We start from the raw sequence: 24120 nt of genomic DNA on the forward strand, positions 1-24120 counted from the left end.
TATGTCGTTAATCAGTCTGTCTGGTGCCTGGCTCTCTTTCAGTGATGCACCTTTGTTAGATAACACCGAACTTCATATTGAAGACAATGAACGCGTCTGCCTGGTGGGGCGTAATGGGGCCGGTAAATCGACCCTGTTGAAGATCTTGGGTAAAGAGACCCCGCTGGACGACGGGCGTATTATTTATGAACAGGACCTGATTGTGGCGCGTCTGCAACAGGATCCGCCGCGCAATATTGGCGGTACGGTATTTGATTTTGTGGCAGAAGGGGTGGCTGAACAGGCCGAGCACCTGAAGGCTTACCATGCTATTTCCCATCAAGTCGAACAGGATCCGAGCGAAAAGAACCTGGCAAGGTTGGCGAAGGTGATGGAAATTCTCGATCATCAGGGCCTGTGGCAGCTTGATAGCCGTATCAGTGAAGTGCTATTACAACTTGGCTTGGATGGTGATGCGGAGCTCTCTTCCCTTTCTGGTGGCTGGTTACGCAAGGCGGCCCTTGGCCGGGCTCTGGTCAGTTCTCCACGGGTGTTATTGCTTGATGAGCCTACCAACCATCTTGATATCACCGCCATCGATTGGTTGGAGGGCTTCCTGAAAGAGTTTCAGGGCAGCATTGTATTTATTTCCCATGACCGCTCATTTATTCGCAATATGGCCACACGGATTGTCGATCTGGATCGCGGCAAACTGGTGTCGTGGCCAGGGAACTACGACCTGTATCTGGAAAGTAAAGAAGAAGCATTGCGGGTGGAAGAGCTGCAGAATGCTGAATTTGACCGCAAATTGGCGCAGGAAGAAGTGTGGATCCGCCAAGGGATCAAGGCGCGACGTACCCGTAATGAAGGGCGCGTTCGCGCATTGAAAGCCTTGCGCAATGAACGCTCAGAACGGCGCGAAGTGATGGGCAGCGCCAAGATGCAGGTGGAAGAAGCGGTACGTTCCGGTAAGATTGTTTTCGAAATGGAAGCGGTTAATTACCGGATCGACGACAAAGTGCTGGTGCGTGATTTTAGTGCTCAGGTGCAACGTGGCGATAAAATTGCGCTGGTGGGGCCCAATGGTTGCGGCAAAACCACCCTGCTGAAACTGATGCTCGGTCAGTTACAGGCTGATAGCGGGCGAGTACATTGCGGTACCAAATTAGAAGTCGCCTATTTTGACCAACACCGCGCTGAGCTGGATCCAGAACGCACGGTGATGGACAACCTGGCGGAAGGCAAGCAGGAAGTGATGGTCAACGGTCGTTCACGCCATGTGCTTGGTTATCTGCAGGATTTCCTGTTTCATCCCAAACGTGCCATGACGCCAGTAAAGGCGTTGTCAGGGGGCGAGCGTAACCGCTTGTTATTGGCGAAATTATTTCTGAGGCCCAGCAATTTATTAATCCTCGACGAACCGACTAATGACCTTGATGTCGAAACACTGGAACTGCTGGAAGAACTGATTGATAGCTATCAGGGTACGGTGTTGCTGGTGAGCCACGATCGTCAGTTTGTAGATAACTCGGTGAGTGAGTGTTGGATCTTCGAAGGTGACGGTGTGATCGACATTTATGTCGGTGGCTATTACGATGCACATCACCAGCGGGCGACGGCCAAGCCGTTGCGCCAAACCGATGTGGAAAAACCGAAAGCCGCGGTAGAAAAGGCGGTTGAGCAGCCGAAGAAATCATCAAGCAAATTGAGCTACAACCTGTTGCGTGAACTGGAGCAGTTACCACAGCGTCTCGAACAGTTGGAAGCGGATATTGCGGCTTTGCAGGTGCAAGTTAATGATGGGGAGTTTTTCTCCCGTCCACATAACGAAACACAGCAGGTGCTGGCCGATCTCGCCAAGGCAGAACAGAGTCTGGAAGAGGCTTTTGCACGTTGGGAAGAGTTGGAAGCAATGAAAAACGCTTAATCGGTAAAATGTGATGCTAACCTTGTTGCATGAATGGCGACAGGGCGTTACCGATAGGCAGCACTATCAAGGAGTTATAGGGTGCCTTCCCAAGAAAATAGACTACAACATAGTCAACAACGACACAGCCAACAACATGGCCATGCGGTGCATCGCCCGCAGTCAGCAGATCGTCTGATGTTGTGCCCGCAATGCGATATGTTAGTGGCGCTGCCGCCTTTAGCCTTTGGCTTAAAGGCAGTTTGCCCCCGTTGTAAAACAACACTGAGTACTTGCTGGGCTGAACCACGTAAACAACCGGTTGGCTATGCTATCAGTGCATTGTTTATGCTGTTACTGGCCAATATATTCCCGTTTATTAATATGCGCGTTGCAGGCATAGTCAGCGAGATAAAACTGCTGCAGATCCCCCAAGTGATGGTGGCGGAAAATTACACCAGTCTGGCGACGCTGTTTTTGGTGTTGGTGCAGCTGGTTCCGACATTTTGCATGTTGGCGATTATTCTGTTGTGTACCAGAGCGCCGTTACCACTGAAACTGAAAGTATGGATGGCCAAGATCCTGTTCCAGTTTAAAACCTGGTGCATGGTGGAAATTTTTCTGGCAGGTGTGCTGGTCAGTTTTGTCAAACTGATGGCCTACGGTGATATTGGTATTGGCACCAGTTTTATTCCCTATTGCCTGTTTTGTCTGCTACAAGTGCGAGCTTTTCAGTGTATTGACCGGCGCTGGCTGTGGCAAGATATCGCCCCAGCACCCCAATTGGCTCTACCGTTACAGGTTGGCCGCACGGGTTTACGCCAAGGAGTGCGATCTTGCTCCTGTTGTACAGCCATTTTACCGGCAGACCAAACAAGATGCCCCCGTTGTGATAGCGTGGGGTATGTCCGCCGTCGCCATAGCTTGCAATGGACCTGGTCGTTATTGGTGACCGCGATAATGTTATATATTCCATCCATGCTGATGCCCATTATGATCACCGAAGCTTTGGGCAATAAAATGCCCTCTACGGTGATGGCTGGGGTGATCCTGCTATGGGGGGAGGGCTCGTATCCGGTGGCGATGGTGATTTTTATTGCCAGTGTGATGGTGCCTTCGCTGAAAATGCTGGCGATTGGTTGGTTATGTCTGGATGCCAACGTTAAAGGTAAGAGTAGAGCGGATAGTGAGCGTATGCACTTAATCTATGAAGTTGTCGAATTTGTTGGCCGCTGGTCGATGATCGATGTCTTTGTTATCGCTGTGCTTTCAGCGTTGGTACGTATGGGGCAACTGATGAGTATTTATCCTGATATTGGTGCACTGTTATTCGCCATGGTGGTTATCTTCAGTATGTTTGCAGCGATGACGTTTGATCCCCGTCTGACTTGGGATCGTGCAAGTGAAATAGTCAACAAGGAGTCACAAGGTGACTGAAAGTAATCATAGCGTCGCGGAAATCGAAAAGATCAAACGCTGGTCGCCGGTATGGATTGTTCCCATTGTCACCGCTTTGATTGGTGCGTGGATCCTGTTTTACCACTTCAGCCATCAGGGGCCGGAAGTTACTTTGGTTACCACCTCAGCGGAAGGTTTGGAGGCGGGGAAAACCAAGATCAAGAGCCGTAGTGTTGATGTGGGAACGGTAGAAAGTGTCTCGCTAAGCGATGATCTGAGCAAAGTGGTGATACAGGCTCGCCTCAATGATGGTATGGAAAAACTATTGCATGACGACACTGCTTTTTGGGTGGTGAAACCGCAGATTGGTCGTGATGGGATATCGGGATTGGGTACTTTGCTCTCCGGTGCCTATATCGAATTGCAACCTGGTAGCAAAGGCAAGGAGGGGCAAAACCATTTTCAACTGTTGGATGCTCCACCGTTGGCTCCCCCCGATGCCAAAGGGTTGCGTATCGTGCTTGATAGTACGCGAGCGGGTCAGTTGACGGCGGGCGATCCGGTGTTGTTCCGCGGGTATCGTGTCGGTTCGGTAGAAACCAGTTATTTCGATCCCAAGTTACGCTCTATGCGTTATCAACTCTTTATTGCTGCCCCTTATGACCAATTGGTCACCAGCAATGTGCGCTTCTGGAAGGACAGTGGCATTGCTTTTGATATGTCAGCCCAGGGAATGCGCATGGAAATGGGCTCACTGGCGACGCTATTTAGTGGTGGTGTCAGTTTTGATGTACCGGAAGGCTGGGAACGAGGAGAACAGGTTAAAGAGATGGTGGATTTTGCGCTATTCGACAATCAGCGCAGTATTCAAGATTCTCTGTATACCATCCACCAGGATTATCTGGTGTTCTTCTCTGAATCGGTGCGTGGTTTACAGCCGGGCGCGCCGGTAGAGTTCCGTGGTATTCGCCTGGGTACGGTGGGGCAAGTACCGTTCTACAAAGAGGGAATGCAGCAGCGTCTTGATAGTGATTTCCGTATTCCAGTGCTGATTCATATTGAGCCTGAACGCTTAAAACAGCAGTTAGGAAATAACTTCAATATTGCGCAGTATCTCAAGGATACAGAGTCTCAAGGTCTGCGTGCATCGCTGAAATCCGCTAACCTGTTAACGGGTTCGCTGTTTATCGACCTAGACTTCTACCCGCAAGAGAAGCCGTGGAAAGGGCCGCATGAGCTCTTTGGTTATCCGGTGTTACCAACAACCAATGGTGGTTTGGCCCAAATCCAACAGAAACTGGTGCAGATGTTGGATAAGATCAACGCATTGCCGCTCAATCCAATGATCAATGAAGCCACTAAAACGTTGTCCGAAAGCCAGAAAACCATGCGTGAAGTGCAGAAAACTATCCAGTCGCTTAATGACATCATCGGCAGTAAAGAGATGAAGGCATTGCCTGCAGATATGCAGAAAACGTTGCAGGAACTGAGTCGCAGTATGAAAGGGTTCCAACCTGGTTCGCCGGCTTACAACAAGATGGTGGCAGATATGCAACGGCTGGATCAGGTGTTGCGTGAGTTGCAACCGGTGCTTCGCACTTTGAACGACAAGAGTAATGCCCTGGTATTTGAAGCCGCGGGCAGTGATGACCCTCAGCCGAAGAAGGCCAATAAATGATGAAATGGATTACGTTCGCCCTGGTATTGTTATTGAGTGGCTGTAGTAGTACGCCAAGTAAAACCTACTATCAGTTACCGGCGTTAGGTACGCCGGTACCGGTGAGCAACACGCTACCATCGCGCCAACTATGGATTGAGCATGTTAATGTGGCGGATTTTCTGGCCCAAAATGGGGTGGTATATCAGACTAACGATGTGCAACTTGTGATGGGGCAGAATAACCTGTGGGCCAGTCCGTTGGATCAGCAGTTACAGCAGACACTGCTGAGCAATCTGGGCGGTGCGTTGCCGGGGTGGGTGGTTTCATCACAACCGATGAACAGTGAGCAGGCGGTACTTAATGTCACTATTAACGGTTTTCATGGCCGCTATGATGGCAGGGCAATTGTTCGCGGTGAATGGGTGCTAAGTTATCAAGGTAAGTTGATTAAGCAGCCATTCAATCTGGAATTGAAGCAAAGTGAGGATGGCTATGATGCGTTGGTCCGTACCTTGGCTCAAGGCTGGTTGCAGGAAGCTCAAGAGATCGCCACGCAGGTTACGCGTCTCTAATTTCCTTTGTCACAAAGTGTGTTAACGCAGACCCGGTAAGGCATACCATGCTTTTCCGGGTTTTTTGTTTTATATCATGACATTACAACCAAATTAGACTTATCAGCCACTTAGCAAATTCTTCGTGCATAGCTCACAAATATGACATTGCTGTTAAATTTGCACATTGACCTTCCAGCAAAATAGCGCTATTTCTTAAATGTGACTGTATTTTATACAGGCATGTGTTTTCTTTCCAGCAGTGTAAAAATGAGGGAAACGAGGCATGAAAAGACAGAAAAGAGATCGTCTGGAGCGGGCTCAATCGAGAGGTTATCAAGCAGGTATTGTCGGGCGCTCAAGGGAGCATTGCCCCTATCAATCTTTAGACGCTCGGGCTAATTGGCTGGGAGGGTGGCGACAAGCTATGGAAGACAGGGCTGTGACCGCTTAAGCGGCTCTCTGTAAGAAAGAACAACCTCCGCCTTAGGCGGAGGTTTCTGTTTAGAAAGCTTCCGTATCTTTAAACAAGCCCACTTTCAAGTCGTTAGCTGTATAGATCACCTTGCCATCAACCAGCACTTCACCATCCGCTACACCCATAATCAATTTACGGGTGATAACGCGTTTGAAGTTGATGCGATAGGTGACTTTCTTGGCGGTTGGCAGGATTTGACCAGCAAATTTCACTTCACCTACGCCTAATGCACGGCCTTTACCTTTACCACCGAGCCAACCTAGATAGAAGCCCACTAGTTGCCACATGGCATCCAGACCCAAGCAGCCAGGCATTACTGGATCACCAATAAAGTGGCAGCCAAAGAACCACAAGTCAGGATTAATATCCAGTTCAGCTTCAACATAACCTTTGTTATGACTACCGCCGTCCTCGGTCATTTTAATTACGCGGTCCATCATCAACATATTACCTGCTGGCAACGGCGGACCACCCGCACCGAACAACTCACCACGACCCGATGCTTCAAGGTCTTCTTTTGTATAGGACTCGCGTTTATCTACCATGTTCTCAGTCAGCCTTATATTAATGAAGGATGCAGATTAGCTTACACGTGTACGCTGAACAACTCCGATCAGCCGTGGTTAAACCAGTTAAGCCAACGTAACGGCCATGGCCATTGACGTCGTTCATGTGAATTCACCTGTGCAATGCGCTCTTGGATAGCCGCCAGTAAACTCGGTTGTTGCTCATCGCTATAGGGATATCCTGTTAATAAGTGTAGCGCTTGACCTGCATTGTCGACCGCCCATAAATGAAATTGTTCATTACGCACCGCTTCGATAACGTCTGCTCGTAGACAAAGATGACGCACGTTGCATATGGGTAAAATGACGCCTTGTTGTCCCGTCAGGCCTCGGCGCAGACAGACTTCGAAGAAACCTTCGATCTTCTCGTTGATACCACCAATGGGCTGCACATTGCCAAATTGATCCACAGAGCCGGTTACTGCAATCTGTTGTGTCAGAGGTTGCTGTGACAGGGCGCTGATCAGCGCACAAAGCTCAGCTAACGATGCGCTGTCACCATCAACTTCACCATAAGATTGTTCAAAAACGATTGACGCTGAAAAGGGGAGTGGTTGATCCAGTGCCAGCTCAGAAACCAGAAAAGCCTGCATGATCATCATGCCTTTAGCATGCAGATTGCCCCCTAGTTCGGCTTTACGTTCAACGTCGGTAAACTCACCATCGCCCAAGTGGACAACACAACTGATGCGTGATGGTTCACCCATACTCCGAGGATGCCCTGGATAATCCAGTACCGACAGGCCATTGATCTGACCGATGACCTCACCTTCAGTATCGATAATGATTTGACCCAGTTCAATATCGTCATGCATTCGCTCGGCAAGATAGCTTTCACGCCACTCTCGGGCATTCTGGGCTACTTCCAACGTGTTAGCCGTGATCTGCTGTTCCTGAGTGTAGAGTTTCGCTTCAGAAAGCAACTGACTAATCCATAATGGGGAGAGGGGTAAATTACCCTGATCACCAGAATAGCGAACCGCTTGAACCATCAGTGGGTACCAGGCATCAGCAGCCAACGGAGGTAACTGTTGGTCGGCAATAATACTATTGATGTAACCACACCATTGCGCCATATCATCGGGTTCGGTAAGTTGCAGATCGTCTTCATACTCACCGTAGACAGCCTGTTCACATAACTCGGGTTCCATATCGTCAAAATCAGCCAGACTATGGCGATCACCGACGATAATCAGGCGTAACGCCAATGGCATGGGGGGGATATAAATCGGTAATGGCCGGGTTTCATCGGCAGCAAACCACTGAAATTGGCGCTGAATGATCATCTGTTTTAGACGTAGCCACATTAGCGGTTGTGCTAACAAAGCTCGTGCTGACAGGATCAACACCCCACCGTTAGCCTGGTGAATTAAACCTGGCTGTAAGCTAATTTCACCGTTATAAATTCTGACACAACCAAACAACTGTTCAGGCTCAACCCACTGCTGAAAAATGCAGTCGCCATGAGTGGCAAAAGGTTCATCATCATTAACTGCAGTTTCAATGTTGGCTTTACCTCCTGCAATCACATAGCGGCTGCCTTTAATCATATGCGGAGGTTGCAGCTGTTTTGTTACTTTGGCGATCAGCGCAAGATGCTCATGGGTTTCTTGCGCTTTTAACAGCATAAAACATGGCTGAGATTGAGGGTGCAGAAATAGAGCCAGCGAATTTTCCAGACGAGGCTGGATAGCAGCAAAGGCGACAGGGGCCAATTGAGCAGCTGAGTCAAAGATAGCCTGGTAAGGCGCAGCACTAGGCAACAGAGATTGCCATTCAAGTCGGTTAATGGTCAAAGTGTTAGATGTAATCGTCAAATAATAAGTGAATAGGGGATTATACAAGAATATGACAGCTTGATACATGCTGAGTCATGGCTGAGTGTGAGGAATTTGATATTGCGAGGTGACTGTCTAAAAAAACAGCTAAAAAGAGTTTATTGGCCGGGGAAAAATGCTATAAAACTGTTATGCTTACTAAAGTTACACGGTCACAGAAGAGTTCACCATGAAATATCAGCAATTGGAAAATCTGGAGAGCGGTTGGAAATGGAAATATCTGGTGAAAAAGCACCGTGAAGGTGAATTGATCACGCGCTACCTTGAAATCAGCGCTGCTCAACAAGCCATTGCTGAATTGCTGAAACTGGAAAATGAACCTGTAAAAGTACTGGCATGGATTAATGAGCATATGAATCTGGCGTTAACTAACCGGATGCAGCAAACTATTCGTGCTCGGCGTAAGCGCCATTTTAATTCAGAACATCAGCATACACGTAAAAAGTCTATTGATCTGGAGTTTCTGGTCTGGCAGCGGTTGGCCGCTCTGGCGCAGCGCCGAGGGCTTACTTTGTCGGAAACCATTGTTCAATTGATTGAGGATGCTGAACACAAAGAGAAATATGCCAGCCAGATGTCACTATTGAAACAAGATTTAAAAGCGATTTTGGGTAAGGATAACGGCTAAGTCGGTTAGAAATGAAAAATCTGAATTAAAATCAGAAAAAAAAACCCTGCAGAGCAGGGTTTTTTATCAGAAGTTGACACTTAGCCCTGAGGCTGAGCTACCACTTCTTTAATGCCTTTCACTTCGATCTCTACACGACGATCTGGAGCCAGGCAAGCGATTTGTGCTGGGGTAGCACGGCCAGAACGGTAGCCACACTTGTCACCAGTAATTGGGTTAGCTTCACCCATGCCACGTGCAGTGATCTTGTCTGCTGGGATACCTTTAGAGATCAGGTAGCTGACAACACTCTGGGCACGGTGTTCAGACAGACGCAGGTTAGATTCAGCAGAACCTACTACGTCAGTGAAGCCGACAACAACAACAGAACCATCTTTTGGATCCAGTGAGCTCAGTTGGCTGTACAGTTGATCCAGAGCTTGTTGACCTTCTGCTTTCAGCGTTGATTTACCGAAAGCAAACAGAACGTCAGAAGTCAGAGTGAACTTCTTGGTTTCAACGGTAGGCGCTGGAGTTGGTGCTGGAGCAACAACTGGAGCCACTGTATCCTGACCAAAACGGTAAGCTACGCCAACACTCAGCTGACCATTGTCTGGACGTGCACCAACGGTTTGTGCATCACCGATGTTGCTGGTCCATTGATAATCCAGGCGAGTAGCCCAGTTCTGATTCAGAGCATACTCAAAGCCGATGGCTGCCAGTGGAGAAACTCCGGTATCATCACCAGATACGCGCTCATTGATATTACCACCGAAGTAAGCGGTGGAGTCTACACGCCAAACCATACCACCCAGACGGGTATAGATATCCAGATCGTTCATGATCGGATAGCTCAGTTTAGTGGTCAGTTGAACGCCTTGGGCTTTTAACGCACCGTTGTTCACATTGCCTTTATAAGCCATGCGACCAAGCCAGTCGTAACCCATTTCAAAACCCATGTACTGGTTAGCTTGGTAGCCGAAAAACGCACCAGCACCCAGTTGAGAATCGCGAGTAGGGCCGTTACCTATAGCTCCATCAACGAAACCAGTGTCATGGTACTGGGACCAACCCAGTTTAGCACCGGTGTACCAGGTGTTATCTTTTGGTGCGGCTTGCGCTACGGTAGCGAAACCAGCCAGTGCCACTGCTAATGCGATAGCTGTCTTTTTCATTTTTTACGCCTCGTTATCATCCAAATAGGCAATGAGCTTAACGCTATGTTATGCCTTTGGTTTAAAATTCCTGCGCCAAGATTCTAGCACTCATTTGTTATTTTACCAGTATTAGTGGCGGTGTATAACAATCTTAGCAGAGTAAAGTTTACAACTTGGCGCGAAAGTTACAAGCGTCATGTGCCCATGCTTTAAAAAATATTGTGCTAGACACATTTTTTAACACATTCAAGGAAGAATAGGGCTTATTTTGTCGAATTACTTATTGCAAAAGTGCATCTGATCACATTTTGTGCACCAATTCCCTGGGGTATTATTCCCAGGGAGAGAATGCAAGAAAAGTCTTAAAATGACTTAATGGTATAAAGGCGAGTGAATTTTTACAGTGGAATGGTGCCGGTGGGGGGAATTAGTATCGCGTTGTGGGCGCATAATAAACCCGTAACTATTCCCCAATTCTGCTGCCCGGCTTAATTTTATACGGTCTTGTTCAGTTAATTCAGGCAACCAACCTAGAACGACACTGTAATTTCCAGTCAGTAACGCTTTCTCCATGGCATCAACAGTGGCGAGTGGCGATATCTGACTCAGTTGTACCACCTTACTGACCGGTAATTCAGCCTGCTGAAGCCAGGATTTACTGAGCTTTTGCTGTGGGGTGAGCCACAATAACCAACGTGATTGCTGACCTAGCTGCTGCAGCAACGGCACCAGTAACTGGGTGACAACGGATTGCTGCTCACTGTAGACCAGCTCACTGATAAGGCCATTTTTTTTGTCATCCTTGGCGTTTGCAACAGTTTGACCTGCAGGCAAAGGGACTTGGCTGAAGTGGCTTTGATTAAGTGATTGAGTACGCATTGTGTATTCCCCTGCACCATTACTGTGTTTATATACAGTATAGATATAAACACAGAAGATCAACACAAATTTTCGTAACGCATCGCATAATTGAGATCATTCCTCGCACTACTGCATTTTATGATTGGCACCTGTCGTGATAATGCGTATTTTCTTTAATTAGTTGTTCCGGTTACGTTTATTTCAACAGTGAATGTGATATCCGGGTCATTCAACTCGCCGCAGATGCCTCTGTCGAGTGAATGGGACTGGGTAATATTGCTTACTTATTAAAGGAGGACTTAATGAATGGAAGATCCGCAAAAAGAATAGTACAGGCAAAAATCTGCTTTGCTGCCTTGGGGAAAATTACGACTCGTTCGCAATTTGGTGGTTACGGATTACTTGCTGATGGCACGATGTTTGCGGTTATTGCAGAAGGGGAGTTGTACTTGCGTGCCACAGAAACGCTGGAGCCGGCTTTCCGTGCACGGGGAATGGTGAACATGACGTATTTAAAACGCGGAGCACCGATGACGATGCGTTATTATCGAGTCGATGACGGATTATGGGCTGATTGCCGTGAACTGTTGATCCTGGCCAGCCAGGCATTACATGAGTCTCGTAAAGAGATAAAAGTAAAAAGACGGAGTAAAGGGCGGTTAAAAGATTTGCCGAATATTGATGCGTCAATGGAACGCTTACTTTGGCAAGTGGGCATACAAAGTAGCTATGACTTACGCTTGCTGGGCGCAAAGCGGACTTACCTACAATTGCAACAACGGCATAAAAACCTGGGGGTGAAAGTGCTACTGGCACTGGCTGGCGCGATGTCTGGATACCATCATGCTGCTTTGCCCAACGTACAGCGTGCAACATTAACCACCTGGTTCGAGGAAACTGCAGCGGCTTCCTGTCTTGAAGCGCAATGGGGTAGAAGAGCCTATATTCAAGCGGTTAATAATTAATTCTCTTTGCCGATTTGTGCGCTGAGCCGTGTTAATTCAGGCAGCAACTCAAGCACCAAACCAATTTGTTGCAACACCAAGTGTTCCTTGCTCTCTGGTGCGGTAACCAGCATTTCAATACGCCCAGAGAGGTTTTTTAATGCATGAGTAAGACGCGAGTGCTCTTGTTCCGCATGGTGTAATGCACTATCGACATAACAGACGGCATCATTGAGCAACTCCAGTACAGTACTATTATCAAGGCGATCGCGATGTGCGCCCAAGGCAGAAATATAACTCAGCAGTGTGTGGTTTAAGCACAATAGACGGAATGCGGCTTCCTGAATATCTTTGTCTGTTTTCGGGGCGGCTGACATGTTGGATACCACTGAAGCCAGCTCTGCATCACTATTATGGGCATCCCGGCGGGCAATGCGATAGGGCAAGCTATTATCTCTGCCCTGATAGTATTGCACCAAAATAGCATCCAGATAACGGCAATCGCTGTTCAGTGTGTTACGAACGATGGACGATAATTGACGGAACTTCCAGTCAGGCCAGATAAAGCTCACTGCCGCCCAGGCGATGGCGCAGCCCAGCAACGTATCATAGACCCGTGGGGCCATGACCTCGAATCCTTCTCCCAAGAGATTAAAACAGAGCAAGACTAACAGGGTGATAAACATCGTGGCGTGGGCATATTGTACGGTGCGGAATGCGAAGAATAGAACGCCAGAGATGACAATCAACATCATTTGCCCTTCAAGGGAAGGAACAAAATAGAGAATCGGCAAGCTGAGCAAAATACCAGCAAGTGTACCGACGATGCGTAACGCCAGACGCCTACGGGTGGCATTGTAGTTGGGTTGGCAAACGAATAAGCAAGTCAGCAGGATCCAGTAACCGTGCTGCATACCGGTAATTTGAATCAATGCGTAACCCACACATAAAACCAAGGACATACGCACGGCATGGCGAAAAAGGGCGGATTGTGGTGTCAGGTGGCGGCTGATACGCAAGCGAATATCACTCCATCCGGTAATTCGCTCATCCGATAGCGTATCTTCTTCTGTTGGTCGGCGGAGCTGGCTCTGTTCTGATTCTATATTGGCCAATTGTGCATCGATAGCGCGCAAATTCTTCAGCAGGTGCGAAAGCGCCTGAAGTAAGTCACTGTTTTCTGGTGTCACCGTAACCCGGAGCAAGGCTTCTTCTATACGGTTAAACGTCGGTTCAAAACGCGGATTATGCAGGTACTTTTGCTTCAACAGTATTGATTGCGCCAATTGCTGGCATGCGCGGGCCTGCATGGTCAATAGACGTTGAAAGCGGAACAGAATATCGCTGTGGCGGAATTGTTCACTCAGCGCCTGATAATGTACGTGGGAAGAACTGGCACGTTCATGAATATCTTGCGCCACAAAATAATAGTGCAGCGTCCGGCGGGTACCTCGCTGACCTCGGTCACCCTTCAGCCGGGTAAGTAGCGACGTTTTGGTCTGGTTAAGCATCGCCACCAGCGTGCTGTTGGCCATGGCAACCTCTAACCAAGGGCGTTCGTCACGGTATTCGCCATCGGGATCAAACAGATTGGCTTTGGCATCTAAATAGTTCGCCAACTGTTGATAACAGCGGGCCAGGTTTTCCTGTAATGGTTTGATGGGAAAAAGTAAATGCCCCAGCAGAGCCAGCAGGTTATACCCGATGGCACCGATAAGCAGCAGAACAGGTTGCTGATACCAGGTGTCATACATTGATGTGCCGAGCATGGTATAGATAGAAATTAACAACGCACCAAAGGCGATGGTGGCATAACGTTGCCCCAAGGCTCCCAGCAGAATAAAAGCACAGGTTGAGGTGATTAACCCCAGAGCGAACCACCAGGGATAAGGGAAGAGTAATTCGATTGATGCTGAAGCAAGAAAAAAGCACAACAGCGTAATCAACAGATTACGCAGCCGCCCTGCCAGCCGATCATCCAGGTCCGTTAACGCGGCAGCGACCACCCCCAAAGTGAGAGGAATGGTCAGCTTCGGGCTGCCCAACCACCAAGGAACGGCGGAAGCACCTGCCAACGCAATAAAAATGCGCAGATTATAAAGCAGGTTGCTGTTATAGATATAACGGCGAATTGCCAGTGCTAAAGCGAGCACAACAAGCTCCTGAACGGCGAGCGATAATTAGCGCTGATGATACTGGCGGCGGGCATTTTCTGAACGTACGACTTGCGCCATCTCAACAGAAACCACACGACGACCTACCGGCCAAAGCGCGATGGCAGCAATCTTGAAATTAGTGATCCCAATAGGAATGCCAATAATGGTCAAGCACTGCGTGATACCCGCCGCAATGTGTAACAAACAGAGCCACCAGCCGAACAGGACAAACCAGAAAATATTTAATAACGTCCCCCCTGAGGCCAGCAGAATGTTGCGTTTTTCTGGGTATAACTCATCAACACTGATCACCTCGTTGCCAAACGGCAAGAAGGAAATTTTGGTGATCTCCCAACAAGAGCGGGTCAATGGCAGGGTAAAGATCAGAATAATGGTGAAAAAGGTGGCAATGAGCCAACCTAGCGTGGTTAAGACGCCACCCAAGACAAAGTTAAGAATATTCAATACAGTACGCATAATCGTCATTTTCCTCTAATGATGGTGCGATAAAAATGCGGAGATACCTGCTGCCAGCCAGATTCCTGGGGCCTGATGCGCTTCTGGCTGCAAGTAACCTAAATCTGCGTATATTTAGAGAGGCATTCTACTTTTTTTAACACTAGAGTGTCATGGCTTATCGCAGGTAAACTGGTGATATTAATCTCAACATAATCACGGCATCAGCATATGGAACTCAAAGCGACATCGCTGGGTAAACACCTGGCACAGCACCCATACAACCGAGTGCGGTTGTTGCATGCTGGTGTTGAGGTAAGTGGGGACAAGCATGAATACCTTATTCCCTTTAACCAGTTAATACAGGTTCGCTGTAAGCGGGGCATCGTCTGGGGTGAGTTGGAGTTTGAACTACCAGATGAAAAAGTCGTTCGCCTGCATGGGACTGAATGGCAGGAAACCCAGCGTTTTTATCATCATTTACAGCATTCCTGGCAGCAATGGAGTGTTGAGATGAGTGAGATCTGCGCAAGCGTATTGCAGGAACAGGTTGATCATATCCAGCATATTGAACAACAGGATAAGTGGTTCAAGCTGGCCGAATTAGGCAAATTGCAACAGCAGATCCGTCAGGCGTTTAGTGCGTTACCGATGCCAGTGGTGCGTCTTGAGGAATTTGAACTCTGTCGCGACAACTATCACCGGTGTCAGCAATGGTTACAGCAGGGGCGGCGCAAAGTGGAACAGCGCAATCTGCGCTGGAGCGAACGTATGCTGGTCACCCATCAAGATTTTTTCCAGACTATTGAAACATCCCCGTTGAATGAGTCACAACGCCGGGCGGTTGTGAATGGGGAAGATGCGGTGTTGGTGCTTGCCGGGGCCGGCAGTGGTAAAACCTCGGTATTGGTTGCTCGGGTGGGGTGGTTGCTGCTCAGGCAAGAGGCTGAACCGGAACAGATTTTGATGCTGGCATTCGGGCGTAAAGCAGCTGAAGAGATGAACGAGCGGATTGCGCAACGGTTAGGGAGTGTGGCTGTTCAGGCTAAAACTTTCCATGCATTGGCATTGCAGATTATTCAGCAGGGGAGCCGTAAAGCCCCCAAGATCAGTCAACTCGAGAGCGATACCCATGCGCGTCGTGCGCTGCTGATAAAAAACTGGCAGCAACAATGCAGCGACAAAAAAGTGCAGGCAAAGGGTTGGCGTCAGTGGTTAAGTGAAGAATTGGAGTGGGAAATCCCCGAGGGGGATTTTTGGCACGACACACATTTAGCGGATCGCCTGGGTAGCCGTTTGGAACGTTGGGTCGGGCTGATGCGTACCCATGGGGGTAGCCAAGCGGAAATGATTGAGCAGGCGGATGAAGAGAGCCGTGATCTCTTTACCAAACGTATCCGATTAATGGCACCATTACTCAAAGCGTGGAAAACTGCCTTAAAAGATGAAGGTGCGGTGGATTTCCCCGGGTTGATCCATCAGGCGGTGAATATTCTGGAAAAGGGGCGCTTTATTACCCCCTGGAAGCATATTCTGGTGGATGAGTTTCAGGATATTTCGCCACAACGTGCGCAATTGTTGGCGGCGTTGCGCAAGCAGAATAAGTGCACCAGTTTGTTTGCCGTAGGTGACGATTGGCAAGCGATTTATCGTTTCAGTGGCGCTGAGTTGTCGTTAACCACTGCGTTTGCAGAGAATTTTGGTGAGGGAACCCAATGCGCGTTAGATACCAGCTATCGCTTTAATGACCGCATTGGGGACGTTGCCAACACCTTTGTTCAGCAGAATCCTTATCAATTGAAAAAAGCACTGAATAGCCTGAGCAAAGGGAATAAAAAGTCGGTGGTTATTCTGCCGCAGGAACAACTGGAAGCCTTATTGGACAAACTCAGTGGCTATGCGCTACCCGATGCGCGTATTTTGCTGTTGGCCCGTTATCACCATCTCAAGCCTGAAATCTTGCAAAAAGCGGTGACACGCTGGCCCAAATTGAATATTGAGTTTATGACTATCCATGCCAGCAAAGGGCAGCAGGCAGACTACGTAATTATTACCGGTCTCTGTGATGGTTATGATGGTTTCCCGGCGGCGGCGCGTGAATCTATTCTTGAAGCGGTATTATTACCTCAACCTGAGAATTTCCCTGAGGCGGAAGAGCGGCGTTTGCTGTATGTCGCGTTGACCCGTGCCAGGCACCAGGTTTGGTTAATGCAAGATCCCGCTAACCCTTCAGTATTTGTTGAGCAGCTACAGGATATCGGTGTACCGGTACAGCGAAAACCTTAAATGACTGGTCTAGTGACCAGATAAATTCAAGCTGCAGCAACTGCAGCTTGAATGGTGATTGGCCTATTTCTGCAGGCGTGCTGCGAGGTACTTATCATAATCAGGTATGGCTATATCGACTTTGCTATTAAAGAAGGATGAGTCAATAAGAAAGTCAGCAGTTGAGCGGTTGGTGGCTACCGGAATGTTCCAGACTGTCGCCAAGCGCAGCAAGGCTTTTACATCAGGGTCGTGGGGTACTGCATTGAGCGGATCCCAGAAAAAGATCAAAATATCAATCTTGCCTTCGGAAATCAGTGCACCAACTTGTTGGTCTCCCCCCATTGGGCCACTCAACATGCTTTGCACTGGAATACCGCTGGCCCGCTGGATCAGACCGCCGGTGGTACCGGTGGCATAAAGTTTATGTTGCATGAGTTGAGCTTGGTGGTCTTCAACCCATTTCAGTAAGGCATGTTTGCAATGATCGTGTGCAACCAGCGCAATATGCTTGCATACAGCGAGTGTGCGAGTGGTTTGTTCCATGTTGGTTTCCTTGGCAAATCAGATGGTTTTCCACAGATTACTGAAACTGTATTTCACTGCCTAGCATTAACCGGGGCAAAACGAAAATAAACAGAGGGAGGCTGAGGAAAAGTCGAGTATCTGTGCGTAGCAAGCACCACCGCCCTTGCATGAACGGGATACAACAAATTTTAGCAGTTACAGTTCCTTCGGTTACACTGAATGGACAGCATTCTTATCAAAGTACCAGGAGCTAAACATGCAAGATCAAGAAATTGCAGATGTACTGAAACAAGTAAAGACCATTGCGTTGGTCGGGGCCAGTGATAACCCAAGCCGCCCAAGCTACCATGTGATGGCTTATCTGCAGGCTCAGGGTTATCAAATTACGCCAGTGAGCCCAAAATTGGCTGGGCAAATATTACTGGGTCAACAAGTTTATGCCACCTTGGCGGATATTCCCTATCCTGTTGATATGGTAGATGTGTTCCGTAATGGGGAAGCGGCTTACGGTGTGGCGCAAGACGCAATTGCCATTGGTACCAAGGTGTTGTGGTTACAGATTGGGGTGATCAACGAACAGGCTGCGGTACTGGCAAGAGCGGCGGGAATAAAAGTGATTATGGATCGTTGCCCGAAAATTGAGATCCCACGTTTAGGTCTGGAACATTGATTGAACAAATAATAAGGGCTTAACATCATTAAGCCCTTACGTTTGTATGTCAGGTTTTGGTGTTTAGTTGCGTAATCGCGGTGCCAGTAATTGACTGCGAATGGATGCCGCCAATTCGTCTAATGACGGTTGCTCTGGGTGGGCATCTTGCTCTTCACCGGCCAATTGCACCTCTGCCAGATAGGTATGAACGGGCATCCCTTCTTCATCTTCCATTACGACGTGATACCAAGGAGCAAAACGTAACTCATCATTAGCAGCGATCTCGTCTGCTTTGGGTTGTTCTAGCGAGTATTGTGGGTCGATATCAATAACGACACCTAAATACCCAAGCAGTTTATGACGAACCTGCTGTCCGATACCAAATTTGCTGGCAATCATGATGGCCCCCTGAGGAACAATGTTTTGCATTTTATACCTATGATAATTCAAACTGCCGGTCGCCGCCTTGCAGCATACAAAGCGGAGCACACCTGGCACAACTGAAAACTCATAAGTTATACATAAGGGCAAAACAACGTATTTCAAGTCACATCACCCGGCAAGCAAACCCTTTTAGGTATAACCCTTCAGGATAGGTCGCAATCACTGGGTGATCTGCAGCTTGTCGGAACTGCTCTATAAATTGTATATCACATCCGGCATCTAGAGCGGCGTCAGCCAAAATTTTCTGGAACAAGTCTGTTGGCATCAGGCCAGAGCAAGAGAAGCTGAGCAGGGTCCCGCCTGGGTTTAACAGCTGTAGTGCTAACATATTGATATCTTTATAACCACGACAAGCACCCGCCAACTGATTTTTGTTTTCCACAAATTTAGGTGGATCCATGATGATCAGATCAAATTTTTCGCCTTGCGCACGGTAATTACGCAGCAGTTGAAAAACATCATCACGTATAAACAGGGCTTTGTTGAGATCCAATTGGTTCAGTTCGACGTTCTGCTGGGCAATATCCAGTGCCGCCTGTGAGGTATCGACACTAATGACTTGCTTACAACCGCCCATCAGCGCAGCAACAGCAAATGCGCCGGTATAAGAAAAGCAGTTCAGTACACGGCGACCAGAAGAATAGTGACGTGCCGCTAAACGACTATCACGTTGGTCAAGATAAAAACCCGTTTTATGGCCTTGCTGAATATCAACCAATAGCTTAAGGCCATGTTCAGTAATCGGCAGCAGAGCAGGGGGGAGCTCACCCAAGATAGGGCCTTGTGCCAGTGGCAAGCCTTCTTTCTTACGCACGGCAACATCTGAACGATCATAGATGGCACAGTCCGGGTAGCAATGCTGTAGCGCAGAGATGAGAGTGGCTCGCTGGTATTCTGCTCCGGCGGAAAGTAACTGCAAAACCAGAAAGTTTTGGAAGCGATCAATGGTTATCCCTGGCATCCCGTCAGACTCACCGGCAATCAGACGATAACTGTCCAGCCCATCACGTTGGGCCAGCCAATCACGCCAATGTTGCGCTTGTTGCAAGCGGCGAACAAAGAACGCCATGTCGATGGCTTCATCCGGTTGAAAACTCCAGATACGAGCACGGATTTGCGATTGCGGTGAATAGGCCCCCCGAGCCAGCCATTTTCCTTGGTGATCGCAGATGTCGATGGTTTCACCAGAAAGCGGTTTGCCTTCAACACGCTCAACAGCGCCTGAGAAAATCCACGGGTGGTGGCGAAGTAAGGATTTTTCACGTCCTTTAGCAAGATACAGGCGCATAATTTTTGCTCTTTAAATTAAATTTTTCAAATAGATAGATTAACTACCACTGACGGAACCTGATGATAAAGTCAATCAATACCGTCAACAGCACGAAAGATGAGAAGGGCTAAAAACGGACACCGGAACCAACACCAATGGTGGCCGAACTACCGCCACTACCACCAGAAGCCGATACCCCCACCGAGGCACACCCCGTAAGCAGCATGGCTAAAACCGCACAGACTATGATTTTCATAAAATCCCCTTTGGTTGATGGCGGCCATACAGCAAGTAACTGGGGATTAAGCGCATATAACAGCAATAATCCTGCGATAGCCTACTATCTTCTATTTTAACTGCAATTATGCCCATACTCTAAATAATTCGAGTATGGGCATAAAAATCTAAAAATCGTCAGCTATAGAGTCGGCTATGCTGAGAGGGTCGCCTCTAGCGGCAAGCATTTTTGACGTCACAGTAGTCCTGCATTTTCTAAATGTTTTCATGGTAGGGAAAGGGGTTAACTGGCATAAATAATAGCCAGACGATAAATAGAAGACATTGAGTAGGAGCCGGTCATGCCACAAGTTTGTATCGCTGCTTATATCTACGGGGTCGTACAAGGGGTGGGATTTCGCTATCACACCCAGCACCAAGCCACCGCTTTAGGACTTACGGGTTACGCGCGTAATCTTGACGATGGTAGTGTAGAAGTCCTCGCCTGTGGTGATAGAGAGGCGGTTGATCATCTAATAGCCTGGTTAGAAAATGGTGGCCCCCGCAGCGCCCGGATAGAACGTGTGCTGGTGGAGCCGCGAGGGGTAACTGAATATAAGGGGTTTGGTATCCGCTATTAGCGTTTAGATGCATTTTACCGGTTTAGGTAACCCGGCAATTTTGGTTGCCTGTTTGGCTGGCCCCTTTGGGAACAGGCGATAAAGATAACGACTGCTGCCTTTCTCTTCGCCATATTTTTGCGCCATGGCTTTTACCAACATACGAATGGCGGGTGAGGTATTGAATTGCTGGTAGAAATCACGTACAAACCACACCACTTCCCAGTGTGCTTCGCTGAGTTCAATCTCTTCCTGTGCCGCCAGCAGAGGAGCAAGCCCTTCATGCCAGTCAGCGCTATTCTTTAGATAACCTTGGGCGTCAGTTTCAATAGCCTGACCTTCAAACACCAACATAATGCCTCAGCTAGGGATAATTTATCGCGGCCACCAGTTTAGCAAACTTTTGCGCAGGCAAAAATAAAGCCCCATATAGGGGCTTAGAGAAGTCGCTGATGGTGATCAGTTGCTGCGTGCAAAACCGAGGATGCTCAACAGGCTGATAAACATGTTATACAACGACACATACAGGCTTACTGTTGCGCGAATATAGTTGGTTTCGCCACCATGGATAATGTTACTGGTTTCCCACAGCATGGCACCAGCAGAGAACAGAATAAACAGGGCGCTGATTGCCAATTGCAGGGCAGGAATTTGCAGGAACAGGTTAGCGATAACCGCTACCAGTAACACCACAAAGCCAGCCATCAACATACCAGACAGGAACGACATATCTTTACGCGTCGTCAGTACATAGGCTGAACAGCAGAAGAAAACCAGTGCTGTACCACCGAGTGCCACCATAATCAGGTCGCCTGCACCTGCATTGAGGAACGAACTCAGAATCGGCCCAAGGGCATAACCCATAAAACCAGTAAAGGCGAAAGCAGCAACAATACCCGCTGGGCTATTGGCCAATTTATGGGTCAGGAACATCAAGCCATAAAAACCAGCCAGCATGAGTATCAGCCCAGGAGCAGGCAAGCCCAGCATGGTACTGGCGGTGGCGGTCAGCGCTGAAAAAGCCAGGGTCAGTGACAGTAGGAAATAGGTGTTACGCAGAACTTTATGCGTGCTTAGCAGCGAGTCGCGCGAGGAGGATGAGACGACAATACGGTCCATAATGATCTCTCTTATCAGGTCATCACAAAATTGTATATAATGATAGTCAGTGTTATCCGTTGATCATAGATTGTTTACTAATCTTTACCCTAAAGTAATCATAGAGTAAGTAATCAGCAATGGTTGGTGACTTCACCAGCAATCACTGACTAAAAGCGAGTTTTTCGTCTATTTGAGTGGTTTCAGGCTTTACAAGTGGATCAGCTCTGTTTATAGTTCGCTTCGTTGCGGAGGGGTGGCCGAGTGGCTGAAGGCAACGGTCTTGAAAACCGTCGACGGGAAACCGTTCCAGAGTTCGAATCTCTGCTCCTCCGCCATATTCTGACCCCAAGCTTTTAATGAGCTTGGGGTTTTTTGCTTTTATAGGTTTTAACTATTTCATTGGCTATTGGTTCTGGTTATTCTTGCTTGCTGTACATATGCTGACGAACTGGAGCACATTACGGCAAAAGCCTTTTGCGAAGGTAACCAGTCTGAGCCAGAGTCTCGGCACCGAATTCAGCAAAAATCCTCTCCGATATGGACAAGAAAATCCATACCTTGCATCCATCTCTGAAGAAAACACACCAACTAAACAGGGGATGAGGTAGGCGTTGTTAACCGGGAAAACCCGCCTAATATGAAAGGGAAATCTATGGCTTATGACTACAGTGCCAGCCTCAACCCAGGAAAAGCCTTGATCTGGCGCATTGTTCATCGGGACAATATCCCATGGATACTGGACAATGGCCTGCACTGCGGCAACAGCCCGGTGCAGGCAGAAAACTGGATCAATATCGGCAACCCGGAGCTTATCGGCAAACGCGCTGGACATCCAGTGCCTGCCGGGATGAGGGGAACTCTGCATGACTATGTGCCATTTTACTTTACCCCCTTCTCGCCGATGCTGATGAACATTAACAGTGGGCGTGGTGGCATTAAGCAACGCCCCAATGAAGAAATCGTCATTCTAGTCAGCGGTCTGCGGGACGTGGCGGCGCAAAACGTCCCCTTCGTGTTTACCGACAGTCACGCCTACTATAACTGGGTTAACTACTACACCAGTCTGGACGACCTGAACCAGATCGACTGGCCGATATTACAGGGGCGGGACTTCCGTCGCGATCCAGACGATCCCGCCAAGTTTGAACGCTATCAGGCCGAAGCATTGATCTGGCAACACTGTCCCATCACATTGCTGGGTGGGATGATTTGTTACAACGACAGCGTCAGGTTACAATTAGAGCAATGGCTGTCGCAACGTAATCTGACAATGCCCGTTCACGCGCGGGCCGGGTGGTACTTCTCATGATCACATTTACACAAGGTAATTTACTGGATGCGCCAGTGGAAGCATTGGTGAATACGGTTAATACCGTCGGTGTCATGGGTAAAGGAATTGCGCTGATGTTCAAAGAGCGTTTTCCTGACAATATGAAAGCCTATGCTCTTGCTTGCAAACAACAGCAGGTAATGACAGGCAAAATGTTTATTACCGAAAATGGTGATCTCATAGGGCCGCGCTGGATTGTTAACTTCCCTACCAAACAGCACTGGCGCGCCGGCTCCCGCATGGAGTGGATTGAAGACGGTTTACAGGACCTGCGCCGTTTTTTGCTCGAAGAGAAAGTGCAGTCCATCGCTATTCCCCCACTGGGTGCGGGCAATGGCGGCCTGAACTGGCTGGATGTACGGGCGCTTATTGAATCTGCGTTGGGTGACCTTCAAGGTGTTGACATTCTGATATACGAGCCCACTGAAAAATACCAGAACGTCACCAAGAGTATCGGTGTAAAAAAACTCACTCCCGCCAGAGCGATGATCGCTGAATTGGTGCGCCGCTACTGGGTATTGGGTATGGAGTGCAGCCTGCTGGAAATTCAGAAGCTGGCATGGTTATTACAACGCGCCATTGAACAGCACCAGATGGAAGATGTACTAAAACTGCAGTTTGAGGCGCACTATTATGGCCCCTTTGCTCCCAACCTAAACCACCTACTTAATGCACTGGATGGCACCTATCTGAAAGCCGAGAAACGCATCCCGGACAGCCAGCCGCTGGACGTGATCTGGTTTAACGATCAGGAAAAAGAGCACGTCAACCTCTGGCTAAACAACGAGGCCAAAGAATGGTTACCGGCGCTTGAGCAGGTCAGCCAGTTGATTGACGGCTTTGAATCCCCGTTTGGTCTGGAGTTGTTGGCAACCGTTGACTGGTTGCTTACCCGAGGAGAGTGCCAGCCGACGCTGAATTCTGTTAAAGAGGGGTTGGGCCAGTGGCCAGCGGGGGAACGCTGGGCTAACCGTAAGATGAGACTTTTTGACGATAAGAACCTGCAACTTGCCATTAACCGTGTCATGGAGTTCCATGGCTAAAGATTTAAAGATAGCGCTTTTTGAGCACAGTTGGCCGAGCGAACTCACCACATAGCAGCGTCTGGCTATGACTGAGATCATGTGGTCGAGGAGA

General features: G+C 48.5%; 24 protein-coding genes and 1 tRNA gene. 13 read left to right on the forward strand and 12 right to left on the reverse strand.

Annotated features, from left to right (window positions below; translation table 11 throughout):
- Nucleotide 1 precedes the first annotated feature (1 nt).
- The 5 genes from IO95_RS10015 (at nt 2) to rmf (ending at nt 5948) form a co-directional block, all read left to right on the forward strand.
- A complete protein-coding gene (locus IO95_RS10015; protein WP_023490477.1) occupies nt 2-1906 on the forward strand; it encodes an ABC transporter ATP-binding protein in 1905 nt (634 codons plus the stop codon).
- 177 nt (nt 1907-2083) lie between these two features.
- The gene (pqiA, locus tag IO95_RS10020) at nt 2084-3322 is read left to right on the forward strand and encodes a membrane integrity-associated transporter subunit PqiA (protein ID WP_037385151.1); all 1239 of its coding nucleotides are present in this window, start codon (nt 2084-2086) and stop codon (nt 3320-3322) included.
- Nucleotides 3315-4961, forward strand: a complete 1647-nt coding sequence (gene pqiB / locus IO95_RS10025) for an intermembrane transport protein PqiB (protein WP_023490475.1) — start codon at nt 3315-3317, stop codon at nt 4959-4961. Before pqiA ends, pqiB begins: the two co-directional genes overlap by 8 nt.
- A complete protein-coding gene (gene pqiC, locus IO95_RS10030; RefSeq protein WP_023490474.1) occupies nt 4958-5515 on the forward strand; it encodes a membrane integrity-associated transporter subunit PqiC in 558 nt (185 codons plus the stop codon). The genes pqiB and pqiC overlap by 4 nt, the downstream gene beginning before the upstream one ends.
- Nucleotides 5516-5780: 265 nt before the next feature.
- Nucleotides 5781-5948 (forward strand): ribosome modulation factor, encoded by a 168-nt coding sequence (gene rmf / locus IO95_RS24045; RefSeq protein ID WP_023490473.1) that lies wholly within the window; start codon nt 5781-5783, stop codon nt 5946-5948.
- Nucleotides 5949-5998: 50 nt separating this feature from the next.
- Here the strand turns inward: rmf and fabA are convergent, their stop codons facing one another.
- Both fabA and IO95_RS10040 read right to left on the reverse strand, forming a co-directional pair.
- Nucleotides 5999-6517 carry a bifunctional 3-hydroxydecanoyl-ACP dehydratase/trans-2-decenoyl-ACP isomerase gene (gene fabA, locus IO95_RS10035; RefSeq protein WP_023490472.1) on the reverse strand — a complete coding sequence of 173 codons (519 nt, stop codon included), beginning with the start codon at nt 6515-6517 and terminating at the stop codon, nt 5999-6001.
- Nucleotides 6518-6585: 68 nt separating this feature from the next.
- Entirely contained in the window at nt 6586-8334 is a 1749-nt protein-coding gene (locus tag IO95_RS10040) for a Lon protease family protein (RefSeq protein ID WP_200874168.1), read from the reverse strand.
- A 211-nt stretch (nt 8335-8545) separates the two neighbouring features.
- Between IO95_RS10040 and matP the strand changes: the two genes are divergently transcribed.
- Nucleotides 8546-9004 (forward strand): macrodomain Ter protein MatP, encoded by a 459-nt coding sequence (matP, locus tag IO95_RS10045; protein WP_023490470.1) that lies wholly within the window; start codon nt 8546-8548, stop codon nt 9002-9004.
- 80 nt (nt 9005-9084) lie between these two features.
- Here the strand turns inward: matP and ompA are convergent, their stop codons facing one another.
- Both ompA and sulA read right to left on the reverse strand, forming a co-directional pair.
- Entirely contained in the window at nt 9085-10158 is a 1074-nt protein-coding gene (gene ompA, locus IO95_RS10050; protein ID WP_023490469.1) for a porin OmpA, read from the reverse strand.
- Between the two features lie 354 nt (nt 10159-10512).
- Entirely contained in the window at nt 10513-11019 is a 507-nt protein-coding gene (gene sulA, locus IO95_RS10055; protein WP_023490468.1) for an SOS-induced cell division inhibitor SulA, read from the reverse strand.
- Nucleotides 11020-11303: 284 nt separating this feature from the next.
- On the opposite strand from sulA, the gene IO95_RS10060 reads away from it, so the two are divergent.
- On the forward strand, nt 11304-11966 hold the full coding sequence (locus IO95_RS10060) for a TfoX/Sxy family protein (RefSeq protein WP_023490467.1): 663 nt from the start codon (nt 11304-11306) through the stop codon (nt 11964-11966).
- On the opposite strand, the gene yccS is transcribed toward IO95_RS10060, so the two are convergent.
- Both yccS and IO95_RS10070 read right to left on the reverse strand, forming a co-directional pair.
- Entirely contained in the window at nt 11963-14098 is a 2136-nt protein-coding gene (gene yccS / locus IO95_RS10065; RefSeq protein WP_023490466.1) for a YccS family putative transporter, read from the reverse strand. The genes IO95_RS10060 and yccS overlap by 4 nt on opposite strands.
- A gap of 27 nt (nt 14099-14125) precedes the next feature.
- Nucleotides 14126-14578 (reverse strand): YccF domain-containing protein, encoded by a 453-nt coding sequence (locus IO95_RS10070; RefSeq protein WP_023490465.1) that lies wholly within the window; start codon nt 14576-14578, stop codon nt 14126-14128.
- 210 nt (nt 14579-14788) lie between these two features.
- On the opposite strand from IO95_RS10070, the gene helD reads away from it, so the two are divergent.
- Nucleotides 14789-16843, forward strand: coding sequence for a DNA helicase IV (gene helD / locus IO95_RS10075; RefSeq protein WP_023490464.1), 2055 nt, complete (start codon nt 14789-14791; stop codon nt 16841-16843).
- A 63-nt stretch (nt 16844-16906) separates the two neighbouring features.
- Here helD and IO95_RS10080 read toward each other — a convergent pair whose 3' ends face one another.
- Complete coding sequence (locus IO95_RS10080; RefSeq protein WP_023490463.1) at nt 16907-17368, reverse strand: methylglyoxal synthase; 462 nt, start codon at nt 17366-17368, stop codon at nt 16907-16909.
- A gap of 238 nt (nt 17369-17606) precedes the next feature.
- Between IO95_RS10080 and IO95_RS10085 the strand changes: the two genes are divergently transcribed.
- Entirely contained in the window at nt 17607-18020 is a 414-nt protein-coding gene (locus tag IO95_RS10085; protein ID WP_023490462.1) for a CoA-binding protein, read from the forward strand.
- A 63-nt stretch (nt 18021-18083) separates the two neighbouring features.
- On the opposite strand, the gene hspQ is transcribed toward IO95_RS10085, so the two are convergent.
- The 3 genes from hspQ to IO95_RS26320 all read right to left on the reverse strand — a co-directional run bounded on the left by hspQ (nt 18084) and on the right by IO95_RS26320 (nt 19972).
- Nucleotides 18084-18401, reverse strand: coding sequence for a heat shock protein HspQ (hspQ, locus tag IO95_RS10090; RefSeq protein ID WP_037385159.1), 318 nt, complete (start codon nt 18399-18401; stop codon nt 18084-18086).
- A 148-nt stretch (nt 18402-18549) separates the two neighbouring features.
- Nucleotides 18550-19734: a 23S rRNA (cytosine(1962)-C(5))-methyltransferase RlmI gene (gene rlmI, locus IO95_RS10095; protein WP_023490460.1), complete on the reverse strand. Its 1185-nt coding sequence runs from the start codon at nt 19732-19734 to the stop codon at nt 18550-18552.
- Between the two features lie 109 nt (nt 19735-19843).
- Nucleotides 19844-19972: a hypothetical protein gene (locus IO95_RS26320; RefSeq protein WP_255351358.1), complete on the reverse strand. Its 129-nt coding sequence runs from the start codon at nt 19970-19972 to the stop codon at nt 19844-19846.
- A 322-nt stretch (nt 19973-20294) separates the two neighbouring features.
- On the opposite strand from IO95_RS26320, the gene yccX reads away from it, so the two are divergent.
- Nucleotides 20295-20573, forward strand: a complete 279-nt coding sequence (gene yccX / locus IO95_RS10100; RefSeq protein ID WP_023490458.1) for an acylphosphatase — start codon at nt 20295-20297, stop codon at nt 20571-20573.
- 3 nt (nt 20574-20576) lie between these two features.
- Here the strand turns inward: yccX and tusE are convergent, their stop codons facing one another.
- Both tusE and yccA read right to left on the reverse strand, forming a co-directional pair.
- Nucleotides 20577-20906 (reverse strand): sulfurtransferase TusE, encoded by a 330-nt coding sequence (gene tusE / locus IO95_RS10105; protein WP_023490457.1) that lies wholly within the window; start codon nt 20904-20906, stop codon nt 20577-20579.
- A 105-nt stretch (nt 20907-21011) separates the two neighbouring features.
- Nucleotides 21012-21671, reverse strand: coding sequence for an FtsH protease modulator YccA (gene yccA / locus IO95_RS10110; protein ID WP_023490456.1), 660 nt, complete (start codon nt 21669-21671; stop codon nt 21012-21014).
- Between the two features lie 229 nt (nt 21672-21900).
- Between yccA and IO95_RS10115 the strand changes: the two genes are divergently transcribed.
- From IO95_RS10115 to IO95_RS10130, 3 genes are all read left to right on the forward strand, one after another.
- Nucleotides 21901-21988 (forward strand) — tRNA-Ser (locus IO95_RS10115).
- Between the two features lie 317 nt (nt 21989-22305).
- Nucleotides 22306-22962 (forward strand): DUF4433 domain-containing protein, encoded by a 657-nt coding sequence (locus tag IO95_RS10125; RefSeq protein ID WP_023490455.1) that lies wholly within the window; start codon nt 22306-22308, stop codon nt 22960-22962.
- Entirely contained in the window at nt 22959-24026 is a 1068-nt protein-coding gene (locus IO95_RS10130; RefSeq protein WP_023490454.1) for a macro domain-containing protein, read from the forward strand. The genes IO95_RS10125 and IO95_RS10130 overlap by 4 nt, the downstream gene beginning before the upstream one ends.
- Nucleotides 24027-24120 lie beyond the last annotated feature (94 nt).

Source organism: Serratia sp. DD3 (genome assembly GCF_000496755.2).

Bases quoted from the DNA above. Each gene is read 5' to 3' on its own strand.
- IO95_RS10125 (WP_023490455.1), top strand. From the start codon at position 22,306: ATGGCTTATGACTACAGTGCCAGCCTCAACCCAGGAAAAGCCTTGATC.
- hspQ (WP_037385159.1), bottom strand. From the start codon at position 18,401: ATGATTGCCAGCAAATTTGGTATCGGACAGCAGGTTCGTCATAAACTG.
- helD (WP_023490464.1), top strand. From the start codon at position 14,789: ATGGAACTCAAAGCGACATCGCTGGGTAAACACCTGGCACAGCACCCA.
- pqiA (WP_037385151.1), top strand. From the start codon at position 2,084: ATGTTGTGCCCGCAATGCGATATGTTAGTGGCGCTGCCGCCTTTAGCC.
- ompA (WP_023490469.1), bottom strand. From the start codon at position 10,158: ATGAAAAAGACAGCTATCGCATTAGCAGTGGCACTGGCTGGTTTCGCT.
- IO95_RS10015 (WP_023490477.1), top strand. From the start codon at position 2: ATGTCGTTAATCAGTCTGTCTGGTGCCTGGCTCTCTTTCAGTGATGCA.
- IO95_RS26320 (WP_255351358.1), bottom strand. From the start codon at position 19,972: ATGAAAATCATAGTCTGTGCGGTTTTAGCCATGCTGCTTACGGGGTGT.
- sulA (WP_023490468.1), bottom strand. From the start codon at position 11,019: ATGCGTACTCAATCACTTAATCAAAGCCACTTCAGCCAAGTCCCTTTG.
- pqiC (WP_023490474.1), top strand. From the start codon at position 4,958: ATGATGAAATGGATTACGTTCGCCCTGGTATTGTTATTGAGTGGCTGT.
- IO95_RS10070 (WP_023490465.1), bottom strand. From the start codon at position 14,578: ATGCGTACTGTATTGAATATTCTTAACTTTGTCTTGGGTGGCGTCTTA.
- IO95_RS10060 (WP_023490467.1), top strand. From the start codon at position 11,304: ATGAATGGAAGATCCGCAAAAAGAATAGTACAGGCAAAAATCTGCTTT.
- yccA (WP_023490456.1), bottom strand. From the start codon at position 21,671: ATGGACCGTATTGTCGTCTCATCCTCCTCGCGCGACTCGCTGCTAAGC.
- IO95_RS10130 (WP_023490454.1), top strand. From the start codon at position 22,959: ATGATCACATTTACACAAGGTAATTTACTGGATGCGCCAGTGGAAGCA.
- rlmI (WP_023490460.1), bottom strand. From the start codon at position 19,734: ATGCGCCTGTATCTTGCTAAAGGACGTGAAAAATCCTTACTTCGCCAC.
- rmf (WP_023490473.1), top strand. From the start codon at position 5,781: ATGAAAAGACAGAAAAGAGATCGTCTGGAGCGGGCTCAATCGAGAGGT.
- matP (WP_023490470.1), top strand. From the start codon at position 8,546: ATGAAATATCAGCAATTGGAAAATCTGGAGAGCGGTTGGAAATGGAAA.
- IO95_RS10080 (WP_023490463.1), bottom strand. From the start codon at position 17,368: ATGGAACAAACCACTCGCACACTCGCTGTATGCAAGCATATTGCGCTG.
- fabA (WP_023490472.1), bottom strand. From the start codon at position 6,517: ATGGTAGATAAACGCGAGTCCTATACAAAAGAAGACCTTGAAGCATCG.
- tusE (WP_023490457.1), bottom strand. From the start codon at position 20,906: ATGTTGGTGTTTGAAGGTCAGGCTATTGAAACTGACGCCCAAGGTTAT.
- yccX (WP_023490458.1), top strand. From the start codon at position 20,295: ATGCCACAAGTTTGTATCGCTGCTTATATCTACGGGGTCGTACAAGGG.
- IO95_RS10085 (WP_023490462.1), top strand. From the start codon at position 17,607: ATGCAAGATCAAGAAATTGCAGATGTACTGAAACAAGTAAAGACCATT.